General features: G+C 65.7%; 12 protein-coding genes. 2 read left to right on the forward strand and 10 right to left on the reverse strand.

All coding sequences use genetic code 11. The features are described 5' to 3' along the window. Positions 1–118: 118 nt before the first annotated feature. Positions 119–1,318: an ADP-forming succinate--CoA ligase subunit beta gene (sucC, locus tag HWN72_RS16260; protein ID WP_008829363.1), complete on the reverse strand. Its 1,200-nt coding sequence runs from the start codon at positions 1,316–1,318 to the stop codon at positions 119–121. A 186-nt stretch (positions 1,319–1,504) separates the two neighbouring features. Here sucC and HWN72_RS16265 point away from each other — a divergent pair, with 186 nt between their 5' ends. Then, positions 1,505–2,299, forward strand: a complete 795-nt coding sequence (locus tag HWN72_RS16265) for a 3'(2'),5'-bisphosphate nucleotidase CysQ (RefSeq protein ID WP_008829362.1) — start codon at positions 1,505–1,507, stop codon at positions 2,297–2,299. Positions 2,300–2,320: 21 nt separating this feature from the next. Here the strand turns inward: HWN72_RS16265 and HWN72_RS16270 are convergent, their stop codons facing one another. After that, on the reverse strand, positions 2,321–3,880 hold the full coding sequence (locus tag HWN72_RS16270; RefSeq protein WP_211150726.1) for a DUF1570 domain-containing protein: 1,560 nt from the start codon (positions 3,878–3,880) through the stop codon (positions 2,321–2,323). Between the two features lie 148 nt (positions 3,881–4,028). Then, entirely contained in the window at positions 4,029–4,703 is a 675-nt protein-coding gene (locus HWN72_RS16275; RefSeq protein WP_008832505.1) for an OmpA family protein, read from the reverse strand. Positions 4,704–4,924: 221 nt separating this feature from the next. Here HWN72_RS16275 and HWN72_RS16280 point away from each other — a divergent pair, with 221 nt between their 5' ends. Continuing rightward, a complete protein-coding gene (locus tag HWN72_RS16280; RefSeq protein WP_069708599.1) occupies positions 4,925–6,256 on the forward strand; it encodes a hemolysin family protein in 1,332 nt (443 codons plus the stop codon). A 400-nt stretch (positions 6,257–6,656) separates the two neighbouring features. Here the strand turns inward: HWN72_RS16280 and HWN72_RS16285 are convergent, their stop codons facing one another. The 7 genes from HWN72_RS16285 to purE form a co-directional block, all read right to left on the reverse strand. Continuing rightward, on the reverse strand, positions 6,657–7,073 hold the full coding sequence (locus tag HWN72_RS16285; protein ID WP_008832503.1) for a DUF3035 domain-containing protein: 417 nt from the start codon (positions 7,071–7,073) through the stop codon (positions 6,657–6,659). 16 nt (positions 7,074–7,089) lie between these two features. Next, a complete protein-coding gene (lspA, locus tag HWN72_RS16290; protein ID WP_008832502.1) occupies positions 7,090–7,608 on the reverse strand; it encodes a signal peptidase II in 519 nt (172 codons plus the stop codon). Next, a complete protein-coding gene (gene ileS / locus HWN72_RS16295) occupies positions 7,605–10,493 on the reverse strand; it encodes an isoleucine--tRNA ligase (RefSeq protein ID WP_211150727.1) in 2,889 nt (962 codons plus the stop codon). Before ileS ends, lspA begins: the two co-directional genes overlap by 4 nt. Positions 10,494–10,658: 165 nt before the next feature. Beyond that, a complete protein-coding gene (locus tag HWN72_RS16300; protein ID WP_008830762.1) occupies positions 10,659–11,591 on the reverse strand; it encodes a bifunctional riboflavin kinase/FAD synthetase in 933 nt (310 codons plus the stop codon). 11 nt (positions 11,592–11,602) lie between these two features. After that, positions 11,603–12,088, reverse strand: coding sequence for a dihydrofolate reductase (locus HWN72_RS16305; RefSeq protein WP_036525856.1), 486 nt, complete (start codon positions 12,086–12,088; stop codon positions 11,603–11,605). 11 nt (positions 12,089–12,099) lie between these two features. Then, entirely contained in the window at positions 12,100–13,158 is a 1,059-nt protein-coding gene (locus tag HWN72_RS16310; protein WP_036525682.1) for a 5-(carboxyamino)imidazole ribonucleotide synthase, read from the reverse strand. A 130-nt stretch (positions 13,159–13,288) separates the two neighbouring features. Further along, positions 13,289–13,744, reverse strand: a complete 456-nt coding sequence (gene purE, locus HWN72_RS16315; protein ID WP_083274675.1) for a 5-(carboxyamino)imidazole ribonucleotide mutase — start codon at positions 13,742–13,744, stop codon at positions 13,289–13,291. Between the last annotated feature and the right edge of the window lie 3 nt (positions 13,745–13,747).

Consider the following 13,747-nt stretch of genomic DNA (forward strand, 5'->3'; position numbering starts at 1 on the left):
GACGGGAAAAGAGAAACTTCGCGCAACGCATACATGCAGAAACGGCGGGGGTCGCGAAACCCCCGCCGTCTCAATATTCGCTATATGATCGTGCGCATGATGCGCATCACCGAAAGGATCAGGCGACGGCCTGGACTTCGGCGACGATCTTCTTGGCGGCATCGCCCAGGTCGTTGGCGGGGACGATCGCGAGGCCCGAGTTGGCCAGGATGTCCTTGCCCTGCTGGACGTTGGTGCCTTCGAGGCGGACGACGAGCGGAACCTGCAGGTTCACTTCCTTCGCCGCGGCAACGATGCCCTCGGCGATGATGTCGCACTTCATGATGCCGCCGAAGATGTTCACGAGGATACCCTTCACGGCGGGGTCCGCGAGAATGATCTTGAACGCCGCGGTCACCTTCTCCTTGTTGGCGCCGCCGCCGACGTCGAGGAAGTTGGCCGGGAACATGCCGTTCAGCTTGATGATGTCCATCGTCGCCATGGCGAGGCCGGCGCCGTTGACCATGCAGCCGATGTCGCCGTCGAGCTTGATGTAAGCCAAGTCGTACTTCGAGGCTTCGATCTCGGCCGGGTCTTCCTCGGTCTCGTCGCGCAGGGCGAAGATGTCGGGGTGACGGGCGAGAGCGTTCGAATCGAAGCTCATCTTGGTGTCGAGGACGAGCAGTTCGCCGCCCTTCGATTCGACCAGCGGGTTGATCTCGACCATGTCGCAGTCCATCGCGATGAACGCGGTGTAGAGCTGCTTGGCCAGCTTCTGGGCCTGCTTGTTGAGGTCACCCGACAGCTTCAGCGCGAAAGCGACGGCGCGGCCATGGTGCGCCTGGAAGCCTTCAGCCGGATCGATGGTGATCGTGGTGATCTTCTCGGGCGTGTTGTGGGCGACTTCCTCGATGTCCATGCCGCCTTCGGTCGACACGATCATGGCGACGCGGCCGGTCTTGCGGTCCACGAGCATCGACAGGTAGTATTCCTTGTCGATGTCGACGCCGTCGGTCACGTAGAGACGGTTGACCTGCTTGCCTGCTTCACCGGTCTGGATGGTGACGAGGGTGTTGCCGAGCATTTCCTTGGCGAAAGCCTCGACTTCCTCGATCGACTTGGCAAGACGCACGCCGCCCTTGGCGTCGGCGGGGAGTTCCTTGAACTTGCCCTTGCCGCGGCCGCCGGCGTGGATCTGCGCCTTGACGACGTAGAGCGGTCCGGGAAGCTGCTTGGCAGCGGCGACTGCCTCTTCGACGGTGAGGGCGGCGATGCCGGCGGGAATGCCCACGCCATACTTCGCGAGGAGTTCCTTGCCCTGATATTCGTGAATGTTCATCGCTCAAATCGCTTTCTGCTGGAGGTTCCCGGGGAAGGCGCCGTAGCCATATGTTCGGCGTCCGCCTAAGCACATCCCGGCGCCCTTGAAAAGGCCCGGCGCCTGCGCAAATGCATAGCCACGTCGAATTTCATCGACCTTATTTGATATCAGTTCTCAATAGCAATTGATGCGGGAGCGCGCCCGATGATCGACAGAAAGCGACTCGAAGCCATCGTCCGGGAGGCCGGACGCATCGCCCTTGCCGGATGGCCAGGCGATGGGCACGCGCTCGAATCGTGGGAAAAGACGCCGGGAAGCCCGGTCTGCACCGCCGATCTCGCGGTCGATGCCTACCTCAAGCGCGAACTGCGCGCATTGCTGCCTGCGGCAGGATGGCTTTCGGAAGAGACGGCCGACACGCAGGATCGGCAGGACCATGAACTGGTCTGGCTGGTCGATCCGATCGACGGCACCCGAGACTACATTCATGGTCGCAAGGGCTGGGCGATTTCGGTGGCGCTGGTGAACACGCGGCGGCCATTGCTGGGCTACCTCTTCGCCCCCGTGCGTAACCGCGACAACGGCGGCGAGTTCTGGTCGGCCGAAGCGGGCAAAGGCGCATGGCTGAACGGCGCCCGGCTTACCGCAAGCGAACGCGAGGTGCTGGGCGGATCGCGCGTACCCGCCCTCAAGCTGGCTCCCGAGGACGCCGACCTCACCCTTGTCGAGCAGCCCAATTCGATCGCCCTGCGCATGGCCATGATCGCAGCCGGAGACGCCGATCTTCTGGCAACCCTGCGCTGGGGCTACGAGTGGGACATCGCCGCTGCCGCACTGATCGCACGCGAGGCGGGCGCCTCGGTGACCGACGCCTTCGGCCAACCGCTCAACTACAACAAGCGCGATCCCCGCGCATTCGGCGTTCTGGTTTCCTCGAATGGCATCCATGCTGCCGCGGTCGAGCGACTCGCAGATCGCGCGCGGCGCTATTCGGTCTGACCGAACGGCGGCCGCACCCTCTCAGGACCCTTCGGCGCCCTCACCCTCGGAGTCCTTGGGCATTTCCTCGCCCATATCCTCACCCTTCCAGGCGGGATCGTTCGCCATCCGCTCGATCAGGTTGTGCGCGAAGGTGCTCATGCCGCCGCCGTGCGGGTTGTTCGCCACCGGCCCCAGCACGATGCGGGCTTCCGGGGAACGCCCCAGCCGCAGCAGCGTCGTACCGAGCGTCATGCGAAGGCCCAGATCGAAGGGGGCCAGTTCCACTGCCCGGATCAGCCCGTCGACCGCAAGTTTCGGAGGTTGCTCTCCCTGCTCGACGAAGCTGCGGTAGAAGTAGATCAGCGGCAGCGGGTGGTCGTTCTCCAGCCGGTTGAGCGCGATGAAGGGCGCCCGCGCCGTCTTGTACGCGGCAGCGCGCTCCTTGTCGTCGCCCTTGTTGTCCTCAGCCTCGCGGAACAGCGCATAGCCCTTCTGGACGTAGGCGTTGACTTGCGAGGGATCACGCTTGATCGCGGTATCGGCGGCGGCGACGGCCTCCTTGTCGTGCCCGGCGTCATATTCGCACTCAGCCAGCGCGGCGAGCACCGCTGCATCATCGGGATACTTCGCCGCGATCGCCCGCGCCTCGACCAGCAGCGTCGCGGCTTCCTCGCTCGACACGCCGCGCCGCGAGCGGATGCGCACCGGCATGATCTCCGCCTCCCCCGCCGAGAGCGTGCGCAGCGACACCGGGCCGATCGTCAGCAGTTCCGGCTTGAGCGTCAGCGCCGTCATCCGCCGCTGCCGCAAGTAATGATCGAGATCCTTTTCCAGCTTGTCGAAATCGCCGAAAGCTTCCAGCGCTGCGGCGCGCTGGCCGCGTCCATTGGCAAGCAGCTCGGTGTAGCGGGTGAACTGGCCTTTGCGATCGCCGCCAAAGGTCAGGTAATGATAGAGCAGCCAGCTCTTGCCGTAGAAGGCGTCGTAGCTGGTGTGCTTGCGCTTGTCGTAATCGGTTGGGTCGAGCAGGTCCGCCGCCTTGACGTCCTGCGCATAGAGCAGTTCCCCCGCGCGGTGACTGGCGGGGCGGCCGAGCCAGAGCCCGCCGTCCGCCTCGAACTTGGCCGAGGCGAAAAACTCCGCCGACCCTTCGCTCAGCCAGCGTGGCATGGCCGAGACGTTGCTGGAAATCAGGAAGTGGTGGGCATATTCGTGCAGCAACACGATCATCGACCAGGTCACTTGCCCGCTGCCGCTCTGCACGGCGGGCACGATCGCCAGCGAGCCCCCTGCCCGTGGCACGTAGAAACCACCGACGAACTTGTTGTCGCCGCCATGAAGCTCGCGCACTTCGCGGGTGTTCTTCACAACATAGACGGTGACCCGGTTCGACGGGCTGGGCTTGGCGACTTTGGAGCCCAGCACATAGGCCATCCCCGCGTGATACCGCTCGAGCTGCTGCGCAAAGCGGGTGATGTCCTTGTCGGAATCGTTGGCGTAGATGACGAAGTGTTCGCTCGACGCCTCGGTCCAGGCCGCCTGCGCAGGCGTAACCGAGAACCACGCAGCCAGCGCCGCCGCCACAATCCTGAAACGCATCAAGTCCCCCCGAACCCTGTTCGCGGCCAGACTACGCCGATATTGCGGCGTTTCAAGTTACTCTATGGAAATCACGTGGTTACGAAGAAGGGGCCGGTGCGGTTTTCCGCGCCGGCCCCTTCCCCGATCCCGCTTCCTGCGGAAGGTCTTACTTCGCCGAGCTGGCGTCGTCGGTGGTGACCGGCGTGATCTTGATCTCGACACGGCGGTTGAGCGCGCGGCCCTCCGGCGTGTTGTTGTCCGCGACCGGGTAGTTCATGCCCATGCCCTGCGTCTGAATGCGCGAGGACGAGACGCCCCGGCTGATCAGGTAGCGCGCCACCGAATCGGCACGGCGCTTCGACAGGTCCATGTTGTAGGCGGCCGAGCCGGTCGAATCGGTGTGACCGTAGACGTCGACGAGGCTGTTCGGATACTGCACCATCGACTGCGCGACCTTGTCGAGCGAGGTCTGGAACGAAGGGCTGACGACGGTGGAATTCACCGCGAACGTCACGTCCGGCAGGTTCACCAGAATGCCGTCGCCCTGCTGGGTGACGTCGATGCCCGAACCGGCGGTCTGTTCCTTCAGTTCCTTGATCTGCTTGTCCATCTGGTAGCCGACGACGCCGCCCGCGACGCCGCCGATGCCGGCACCGACGATGCGCGCTGTCTTGCCGCCGATGACGCTGCCCAGCAGATAGCCAAGGCCCGCGCCGCCGGCACCGCCGATCGCCGTGCGGGAAACCTTGCGCTCACCGGTGTTCGGGTCGGTGACGCAGGCGGAAACCGAAACCAGCGCGAAGACCGCGGCGGCCGAAGTGATCAGGCGCGACTTTTTCATCTCTTGGGTGTCCCTTCCTCTTGATGTGCCCTTATACCGGACATCTGTGCGGTAGTGAACATGAACGGCGAATGGCTTGTGCGCCCTTCAACACACAGCATTACCTACGGTTCCCGGGCCGGCGACAGATTGCCTGACGCATTGCAAAGCGTTGCCATGCGGCGTTTGGCCAACACGGGTTCTTCGCGCGGCGCACAATCTCTGCTAGCGGTGAAAGCACTGTGACACCCTTTCCCTGGACCGACGTCCTCATCATCATCGGGCTGATTCTGCTGAACGGCCTGTTCTCGATGTCCGAACTGGCCATCGTCTCCGCGCGCACGCCGCGCCTCAAGATGTCCGCCGACAAGGGCAGCCGGGCCGCCCTGACCGCGATGGAACTGGCAGCCGACCCGGGCCGCTTCCTCTCGACGGTACAGATCGGCATCACCCTCATAGGCATCATCGCGGGCGCTTATTCGGGCGCGAGTCTCGGCCAGCCGGTCGGCGATCGCCTCGCCACGCTCGGCGTGCCGGTCCGTTTCGCAGGCGAGCTGGGTTTCGCGCTGGTGATCATTGCCACGACATACGCCAGCGTCGTCGTCGGCGAACTGGTGCCCAAGCAACTGGCCCTGCGCATGGCCGAGCCGGTTGCGCTGGTCATGGCCCGCCCGATGAGCATCCTGGCGACGGCGATGGGCCCGTTCGTCTGGCTGCTCGACAAGTCCTCGGGCCTGATCCTGCGCCTGTTCTCGATCCGCAGCGGCGATACCGAGCGTCTCACCGCCGAGGAACTCCACATGATCTTCGCCGAGGCCACCCGCACCGGCGTTATCGAGGAGGAGGAGCGCGCGATGATGACCGGGGTGATGCGTCTCGCCGAGCGTCCCGTGCGCGAACTGATGACCCCGCGCAACCAGATCGACTGGATCGACGCCGACGCCGACGAGACCCAGCTGCGCGCCAAGATCGCCGCCTCGCCGCACTCGCTGCTGCCGGTGGTGGCGGGCGAAGGCGCACCAGACAACGTGGTCGGCATCCTCAAGGTCAAGGAAGTGCTCGCCGCGCTGGTCGAGGGCCGGACGGTCGAGGTCCGCGCGATGATGCGCAAGGCCGAGGTCATCCCCGACCAGCTCGACGCCATGGATGCCCTGCGCAAGCTGCAGACCGCCGAAGTGTCGATGGCTGTGGTCCACGACGAATACGGCCACCTCGAAGGCGTGGTGACCCCCTCCGACGTTCTCGCGGCGCTGGCGGGCAACTTCGTCTCGCACCAGGACGAGGGCGACGAGCCCATGGTGACCGAGCGCGAGGACGGATCGCTGCTGGTTTCCGGCGCCATGCCTGCCGATTCGCTGGCCGATCGCCTCGGCATCACGCTGCCCGAGGACCGTGATTTCGCGACCCTCGCAGGGCTGGTGCTCCACGTACTGCGCAAGGTCCCACGCGAGGGCGAGCACTTCACCGATCAGGGCTGGCGTTTCGAAGTCATCGACATGGACGGGCTCAAGATCGACAAGCTCCTCGTCAGCAGCGTCGAGGATGAGGACGACGGCGTCACCGGCGACGGCTGACAAGCCTGCTGGCGGGCTAGGCCATGATTGAGAGGGCACGCGGGGCGACCCGCGTGCCCTTTTTCATGCGCAGGAAGAATTAGGGCCAGCATCACAAAACAAACCTCATCATCCCAGCGAAGGCTGGGGCCGCTGGCCGCGCAAAGCCCGACCCTCGACCGGACGCTTTGACGATAGCTAAACCTTGAAGCGTCATTGCGAGCGCAGCGAAGCAATCCAGAGCGGCGCCGAACTGCCCTGGATTGCTTCGCTACGCTCGCAATGACGAAGGGTGGGGCAATCGCTCTGGCAGTAACAGGCCAGCGGTCCCAGCCTTCGCTGGGATGACGGGGTTGTGCCCTGCACGAAAGAAAAAGGCCGGACTTTCGCCCGGCCTTTTTCGTATCGTTTCAGCGAGAGATCAACCGCCCACGGCAGTCTGCGCGTCACGCCCATCGCCTTCCGGCGCGGCGAGGATCGCGCGGGTCAGCTGACCCTTGGCGACCGTGTAGGTCTGCGGATCCCCCACCGTCGAGCGGATCGACGGCTCGGCGGTGCCGGCCAGGCTGAGCGCCGACTTCTCGATGTCGCTGCGGGCCTGCGGGCCGCCGAACAGCGCATCGAGCGTCTGCTGCTGCACCGAATCGTCGGTCGGGCGAGGCTGGCCCTGCTTCGGCGGGCTCAGCGAGAAGTCGGGCGGCACCACCAGCGGGGTCTGGCGCTGCACGGCGAACTCGTCGGGGCGAGCACGGTTGAACAGGCCGGTGCTGCCGCAAGCGGACAGCATGACCGCGCCCGTCGCGACGAGGAGGAGGGCAGCGGTTTTCTTCATGCGCATCAAATTCAACTCGCGTTTAATCTGCAATCGGGGCGGGTTGCGCCTCTGTCTCGGGCTTGTCGCGCGAAAACAGGGAACGGGCAAGGATAATCAGGACGCCGATGGTGATGGCGGCATCCGCAAGATTGAAGATCAGGAAGGGCCGCCATGCTCCGAAATGCAGGTCGGCATAGTCGATGACATAGCCGACGCCGAAACGGTCGCGGATGTTTCCGGCCGCCCCGCCCAGCACCATGCCGAGCGCCGCGATCTCCGGCAGCTTGCGCTCGCGCAGCAGCCAGACGAACACGAAGGCCGCGATCGCGCCGGTCATGGCGACCAGCGCCCAGCGTCCCTCGGGCGAACCCGCAGTGAACAGGCCCAGCGAGACACCGAAGTTCTGCGTCCACGTCAGGTTGAAGAACGGCAGGACATAGACCTGCCCGATCCGGTCGAGATCGATGCCTTCGGTGATCCAGCCCTTGATGCCCTGGTCGATCGCATAGACGATCACGGCGACCAGCAGGCCGATCGCGCGCTTCATCCAGGGGTTCATTCCACCGGCTCCACGACGTCGTCGCAGCGGTCGCACAGCGCGCCGTCCTCGGTCACTTCCGGGAGATGCCGCCAGCAGCGGCCGCACTTGTGGTCGGTGGAGGGGGTGACGGTCACCTCCTCGCCCTGCCCGCGCGTGACTGTCCCGGTGATGAACAGCTCGGCGAGATCGGCCTCAGGTGCGCTTTCGGGCACCGTGACGACTGCGGCCAGGCTGGAGCCGATGATCTTCTCCCGCCGCAGCGGCTCGATCGCCTCGGTCACAGCCGCGCGCAGCGTGCGCAGTTGGGCCCACTTCGCATCGTCTGCCTCGACCGCCGGAACTTCCGGCCATTCGAGCAGGTGAACGCTGTCGCCGTCCGGATAGCGCGATCCCCACGTTTCCTCGGCGGTGAACACGATCACCGGCGCGGCGTAGCGGATCAGCGCGTGGAACAGCGTGTCCAGCACCGTGCGGTAGGCGCGGCGCTTGGGGTCCGTTGGCGCGTCGCAGTAGAGGCAGTCCTTGCGGATATCGAAGAAGAACGCGGAGAGGTCCTCGTTGCAGAAATCGAGCAGCGAGCGGACGTACGTGTTGAAGTCGAAGGCATCGATCGCCGCGCGCAGCGTCGCGTCCAGCTTGCCCAGCAGCGCAAGCACGTAGCGCTCCAGTTCGGGCATCTCCGACACGGGAAGGCGCTCCGCCTCGTCGAAGCCGTCCAGTGCGCCCAGCAGGTAGCGCAGGGTGTTGCGCAGCTTGCGGTACTGGTCGGCGACGCCCTTGAGGATTTCGTCGCCGATGCGGTGGTCCTCGGTGAAGTCCACCGAGAGCGCCCAGAGACGGATGATGTCGGCGCCGTTGGTCTCCATGACCTTCAGCGGGCTGATCGTGTTGCCCAGCGACTTGGACATCTTCATACCCTTGGCGTCCATCGTGAAGCCATGGGTCAGCACCGCCTTGTACGGCGCATGGCCGCGCGTGGCGCAGCTTTCCAGCAGCGAGGACTGGAACCAGCCGCGATGCTGGTCGGAGCCTTCGAGATAGAGGTCCGCCTTCGGGCCGGTATAGCCTTCGGGGCGCAGCAGATCGGGCCAACGGCCTGATTCCAGAACGAAAGCGTGCGTGGAGCCGGAATCGAACCAGACGTCGAGAATGTCGGCGACACGCTCGTAATCGTCGGCGTTGTAGCCGTTGCCGAGCAGGTCCTGCGCGGCTTCGTCCGACCAGCCATCGACGCCCTTCGCCAGGATCGCGGCGCGGATACGCTCGTTGACGGCGGGATCGACGAGGTATTCGCCGGTCTTGCGGTGCACGAACAGCGTGATCGGCACGCCCCAGGCGCGCTGGCGCGAGAGCACCCAGTCTGGGCGCCCCTCGACCATCGCGCCGATGCGGTTGCGGCCCTTGTCGGGAACGAAGCGGGTTTCGGCGATGGCCTGCAGCGCCGCCTGACGAAGCGTCGGCGCGTCCATCAGGTTTTCCTCGGCGGGATCGATCGCCCCGCCCTCGTTCTCCCAGCGCTTGTCGGCCGGGGTTTTGGGCGAAATATGCGTCATCGCCTTGTCCATCGGCACGAACCACTGCGGGGTGCAGCGGTAGATCACCTTGGCCTTGGAACGCCACGAGTGCGGGTAGGAATGCTTGTAGTCCGCCGAAGCCGCCAGCAGGCCGCCCGCTTCGCGCAGGTCAGAGCAGATCGGGCCGTCGGGGGCGTTGAACTTCGGATTGATGACCGAGCCCTGCCCGGCCAGCCACAGCCAGTCCTCGCGGTACTTGCCGTCGGCCTCGACCACGAACTTGGGGTTGATGCCGTTGGCCTTGCACAGATCGAAGTCGTCCTCGCCATGGTCGGGCGCCATGTGGACGAGGCCGGTGCCGCTCTCGGTGGTGACGAAATCACCCGCCAGCAGCGGACGCGGTTCGGCGAAGAACCCGCCGAGCGCGTGCATCGGGTGGCGCGCCTTTGCTCCTGCCAGTGCTTTACCGAGGTACTGCAGAATGTCCTGCGGTCCGGGTGCAGTCGGGTCGAAGCCCCAGCGCTCCATTGTTTTCTGCTGCAAGTCACGAGCAACGATGTAACGCGCACCATTGAACGGTACGACATCGTACGCAACTTCTGGGCCGTAAGCCAAAGCTTGATTGACCGGGATCGTCCAAGGCGTGGTCGTCCAGATGACGCCATAGACCTTCTCACCGGCATCGATGAAAGCTTGGATGCCCGGAGCATTCGGCGCTTCCGTGATCTCGAACGCCACGTCGATCTGGGTCGAGGTGATGTCCTCGTACTCCACCTCGGCTTCGGCGAGGGCGGTCTTCTCCACCGGCGACCACATCACCGGCTTGGCGCCGCGATAGAGCATGCCGTTCTCGGCGAACTTCAGCAGTTCGCCGACGATGGTGGCCTCGGCCTGGAAGTCCATCGTCAGGTACGGGTTGTCCCAGTCGCCGTTGATGCCGAGGCGCTTGAGCTGCTCGCGCTGCACGTTCACCCAGTTCTGGGCATAGGCGCGGCATTCGGCGCGGAATTCCTCCGCCGGAACCTCGTCCTTGTTCTTCTTCTTCTTGCGGTACTCTTCCTCGACCTTCCACTCGATCGGCAGGCCGTGGCAGTCCCAGCCGGGAACGTAAGGCGCGTCCTTGCCCAGCAGGGTCTGGGTGCGGACGACCATGTCCTTGAGGATGTGGTTCAGCGCGTGGCCGATGTGCATGTCGCCGTTGGCATAAGGCGGGCCGTCATGCAGCACGAACTTGTCGCGGCCGCGGCGGGCGTCACGGGTCTTCTCGTAAATCTTTTCCGACTGCCAGCGCGCAAGAATGCCCGGCTCCTTCTGGGGGAGTCCGGCCTTCATCGGGAAATCGGTCTTCGGCAGGAAGACGGTGCTACGATAGTCGCGCTGTTCGGTCATGATCGCGGGGCACTAGAACAAATGCGCGATCGTTGGAAGTAGGCGTCGTCCCGGACTTGATCCGGGACCGTTGGCCATGAACAGCCGACCTCACGGGCGCGGCACCCTGCGCGACAACGCTCGCCTAAAGACCGCCAGCGGTCCCGGATCAAGTCCGGGACGACGTCAGGATAGCCCCGCCAGCAGTTCCCGCGCCTTTACACAGTCCCGGTCCATCTGCTCGATCAGCGCGTCGAGCGAATCGAATTTCGCCTCGGGGCGCAGGAAGTGGTGGAACGCCACCTCGATCTCCTGTCCGTAGAGGTCACCTGCGAAGTCGAAGAAGTGCGGCTCCAGCAATTCCTTGGGCGGGTCGAAGGTCGGGCGGATGCCGATGTTCGCGGCGCCGTGAACCACGCGGCCGTCGGGCATGCGGCCGGTCACCGCATAGATGCCGTAGAGCGGGCGCAGGTAGTTCGCCATGTCGAGGTTGGCGGTGGGAAAGCCGATGGTGCGGCCCAGCTTGTCGCCATGCTGGACCCGGCCCCGGATCGCAAACGGCCGCGTCAGGAGCCGCGCGGCCAGTTGGCAGTCGCCGGACTTGAGCGCCTCGCGGATGCGGCTCGACGAGACGGTGCCGCCCGCGTCGCTCACCGGACCGACGGTACGGCCTTCAAGCCCGTGCGCCGCGCCGACCTCTCGCAGCAATTGCGGATTGCCACCCTTGGCGCGGCCGAACGTGAAATCCTCGCCGGTGACGACGCCGACCGCGCCCATGTGACGCACCAGCATCTCCTCGATCCACTGCACGGCGGGCATCGCCGCCATCGCCGAATCGAAGTGCAGCACCAGCATCGCATCCGCGCCGGCAGCCGCGAACAGTTCCTGCCGCTGCTCCAGAGTGGTCAGGCGGAAGGGCTCGGCATCGGGCTTGAAGTGGCGGACGGGGTGCGGGTCGAAGGTGGCGACGATGGCCGGGCGGCCCTGCGCCTTCGCCCAGCCGATCGCCTCGCCCACCACGGCCTGATGGCCCTGGTGGAACCCGTCGAAGTTGCCCAGCGCCAGCACGGCACCGCGCAGGGATTCGGGAACGGGTTGGCGGTTGTCGAGGCGAATCATGGGCGTCTCGGCTATAGGGCGCGTGTGAGAGTCACGAAAGCATGTGCCGGTCGGGCACCGTCCGCCGTATGGGCGTCGCGCGCAATTTCAACCCACTCGGGGCCGACTTCGGGCATTACGGTATCGCCCTCGTAATCGCCCGCGATCTCGGTCAGTTCGATCCGGGCGGCGAGCGGGAGGAAGAGAGCATTGATCTCGGCCCCGCCGATCACCGCGACTTCGCCTTCTCCTGCAAGCGCCAACGCCTCGTCCACCGAATGCGCGACTTCGGCGCCTTCCGCGCTCCAGCCGGTGTCGCGGGTCAGCACGATGTGACGGCGGCCGGGCAGCGGCGCGGGAAAGCTGTCGAAGGTCTTGCGGCCCATCACCATCGGCTTGCCCATGGTCAGCGCCTTGAACCGCTTGAGGTCCGCCGGGAGCCGCCAGGGCAGCGCGCCGTCGCGGCCGATCACGCCGTTTTCGGCGCGGGCGTAGATGAGGAAAACCTGCGGCATCATCTTTGGGGCCATCAGTCGAGGATCAGCCGCGTGACATGGCCCATCTTGCGCCCCGGACGGGCGGCGGCCTTGCCGTAGAGGTGCAGGTGGTTGGCCGGATCGGCGAGGATGGTCGGCCAGTCGTGCGCCTCGTCGCCGATGAGATTGCGCATCTCCACGCCCTTCGCGGCAAGGCCGGTGTCGCCCAGCGGTAGCCCGCAGATCGCGCGGACGTGGTTCTCGAACTGGCTGGTGACCGAACCCTCGATGGTCCAGTGGCCCGAGTTGTGGACGCGCGGGGCCATCTCGTTGAAGACGGGGCCGTCCTTCGTGGCGAAGAATTCCAGCGTCAGCACGCCGACATAGTCCAGCGCATCGGCAACCTTCGTCGCGAGTTCGCGCGCGGCGGGCACCTGCTCCAGCAGGTCGGCGGGCGCGGGCACGGTGCTGAGCGCCAGGATGCCGCCCTCGTGGACGTTGTGGGCGCTGTCGAAGAAGCGCACCTCGCCGTCCGCCCCGCGGCACAGGATCACCGAGAATTCGGCAAAGAAGGTGACGAAGCCCTCGTAGATCAGCGGCGTCGCGGGCAGGTCCAGCGCGGCGGCGTCCCCAGGCGTCATGATGCGCCACTGGCCCTTGCCGTCGTAGCCGTCACGGCGGGTCTTCAGGATGCCCGGCGCGCCGATCGCGGCGATGGCCTGCGCAAGATCCTCCGCGCTATCCACCGGGGCGAAGGGGGCGGGGGTGCCGCCAAGGTCAGTGACGAAGCGCTTTTCGTTCAGGCGGTCCTGCGCAGTTTCGAGAGCGCGGGCGTGGGCGAGCAGCGGCGTGTCGCCCAGCGCCGCGAGCGGGCCAACGGGGACGTTCTCGAACTCGTAGGTCACCACCGCGCAGTCGGCTGCGAACTTCGCCATGGCCTCGGCATCGTCCCAGGCGGCGCACGTGAACTGCGCGCAGACGTCGGCGGCGATCGAGTCCGCCTCGGGCGCGTAGACGTGGCAGCGATAGCCCAGCTGCGCCGCCGCCATGGCGATCATCCGCCCGAGCTGGCCGCCGCCAAGAATGCCGATGGTTTCGCCGGGAGAGATCATTACGCCTTTACGCCTGCCTTGTGCCGGTGCCCTTCGACAAGCTCAGGGTGAGCGGACTTAGTGCTGAAATTCTAAAACCCAACCCCGCTCGTGCTGAGCGTGTCGAAGCACCTCAGCCAAGCGGGAAACATCAGACCGGCTTTTCCGCCACACTCGCGGTCTGCGCCGCACGGAAGTCCTTGAGCCGTCCCGCCAGCGCCTCGTCCGAGGTGGCCAGGATCGCCGCCGCCAGCAAACCGGCATTGGCCGCGCCCGCCTCGCCGATCGCCAGCGTGCCGACGGGGATACCCGCAGGCATCTGCACGATCGAGAGCAGGCTGTCCTGTCCCGACAGCGCCTTGCTCTGCACCGGCACGCCCAGCACCGGAAGATGCGTCATCGCGGCAATCATGCCGGGCAGGTGGGCGGCGCCCCCTGCCCCGGCGACGATCACCTTGAAGCCCTCGCCGTCCGCGCCATGCGCGAAGTCCACCAGCCGCTCGGGCGTGCGGTGCGCCGAGACGATGCGGGCGTCATAAGCGACGCCCAGCTTGTCGAGCATCTCGGCGGCCTTGATCATGGTCGGCCAGTCGGACTGGCTGCCCATGAC

This window comes from Novosphingobium sp. HR1a, assembly GCF_015594425.1.
GTDB classification, from domain to species: domain Bacteria; phylum Pseudomonadota; class Alphaproteobacteria; order Sphingomonadales; family Sphingomonadaceae; genus Novosphingobium; species Novosphingobium resinovorum_A.

Excerpts from the sequence above, each read along its gene's own strand:
- sucC (WP_008829363.1), bottom strand. The coding sequence starts at position 1,318 with ATGAACATTCACGAATATCAGGGCAAGGAACTCCTCGCGAAGTATGGC.
- HWN72_RS16265 (WP_008829362.1), top strand. The coding sequence starts at position 1,505 with ATGATCGACAGAAAGCGACTCGAAGCCATCGTCCGGGAGGCCGGACGC.
- HWN72_RS16270 (WP_211150726.1), bottom strand. The coding sequence starts at position 3,880 with ATGCGTTTCAGGATTGTGGCGGCGGCGCTGGCTGCGTGGTTCTCGGTT.
- HWN72_RS16275 (WP_008832505.1), bottom strand. The coding sequence starts at position 4,703 with ATGAAAAAGTCGCGCCTGATCACTTCGGCCGCCGCGGTCTTCGCGCTG.
- HWN72_RS16285 (WP_008832503.1), bottom strand. The coding sequence starts at position 7,073 with ATGCGCATGAAGAAAACCGCTGCCCTCCTCCTCGTCGCGACGGGCGCG.
- lspA (WP_008832502.1), bottom strand. The coding sequence starts at position 7,608 with ATGAACCCCTGGATGAAGCGCGCGATCGGCCTGCTGGTCGCCGTGATC.
- ileS (WP_211150727.1), bottom strand. The coding sequence starts at position 10,493 with ATGACCGAACAGCGCGACTATCGTAGCACCGTCTTCCTGCCGAAGACC.
- HWN72_RS16300 (WP_008830762.1), bottom strand. The coding sequence starts at position 11,591 with ATGATTCGCCTCGACAACCGCCAACCCGTTCCCGAATCCCTGCGCGGT.
- HWN72_RS16305 (WP_036525856.1), bottom strand. The coding sequence starts at position 12,088 with ATGATGCCGCAGGTTTTCCTCATCTACGCCCGCGCCGAAAACGGCGTG.
- HWN72_RS16310 (WP_036525682.1), bottom strand. The coding sequence starts at position 13,158 with ATGATCTCTCCCGGCGAAACCATCGGCATTCTTGGCGGCGGCCAGCTC.
- purE (WP_083274675.1), bottom strand. The coding sequence starts at position 13,744 with ATGGGCAGCCAGTCCGACTGGCCGACCATGATCAAGGCCGCCGAGATG.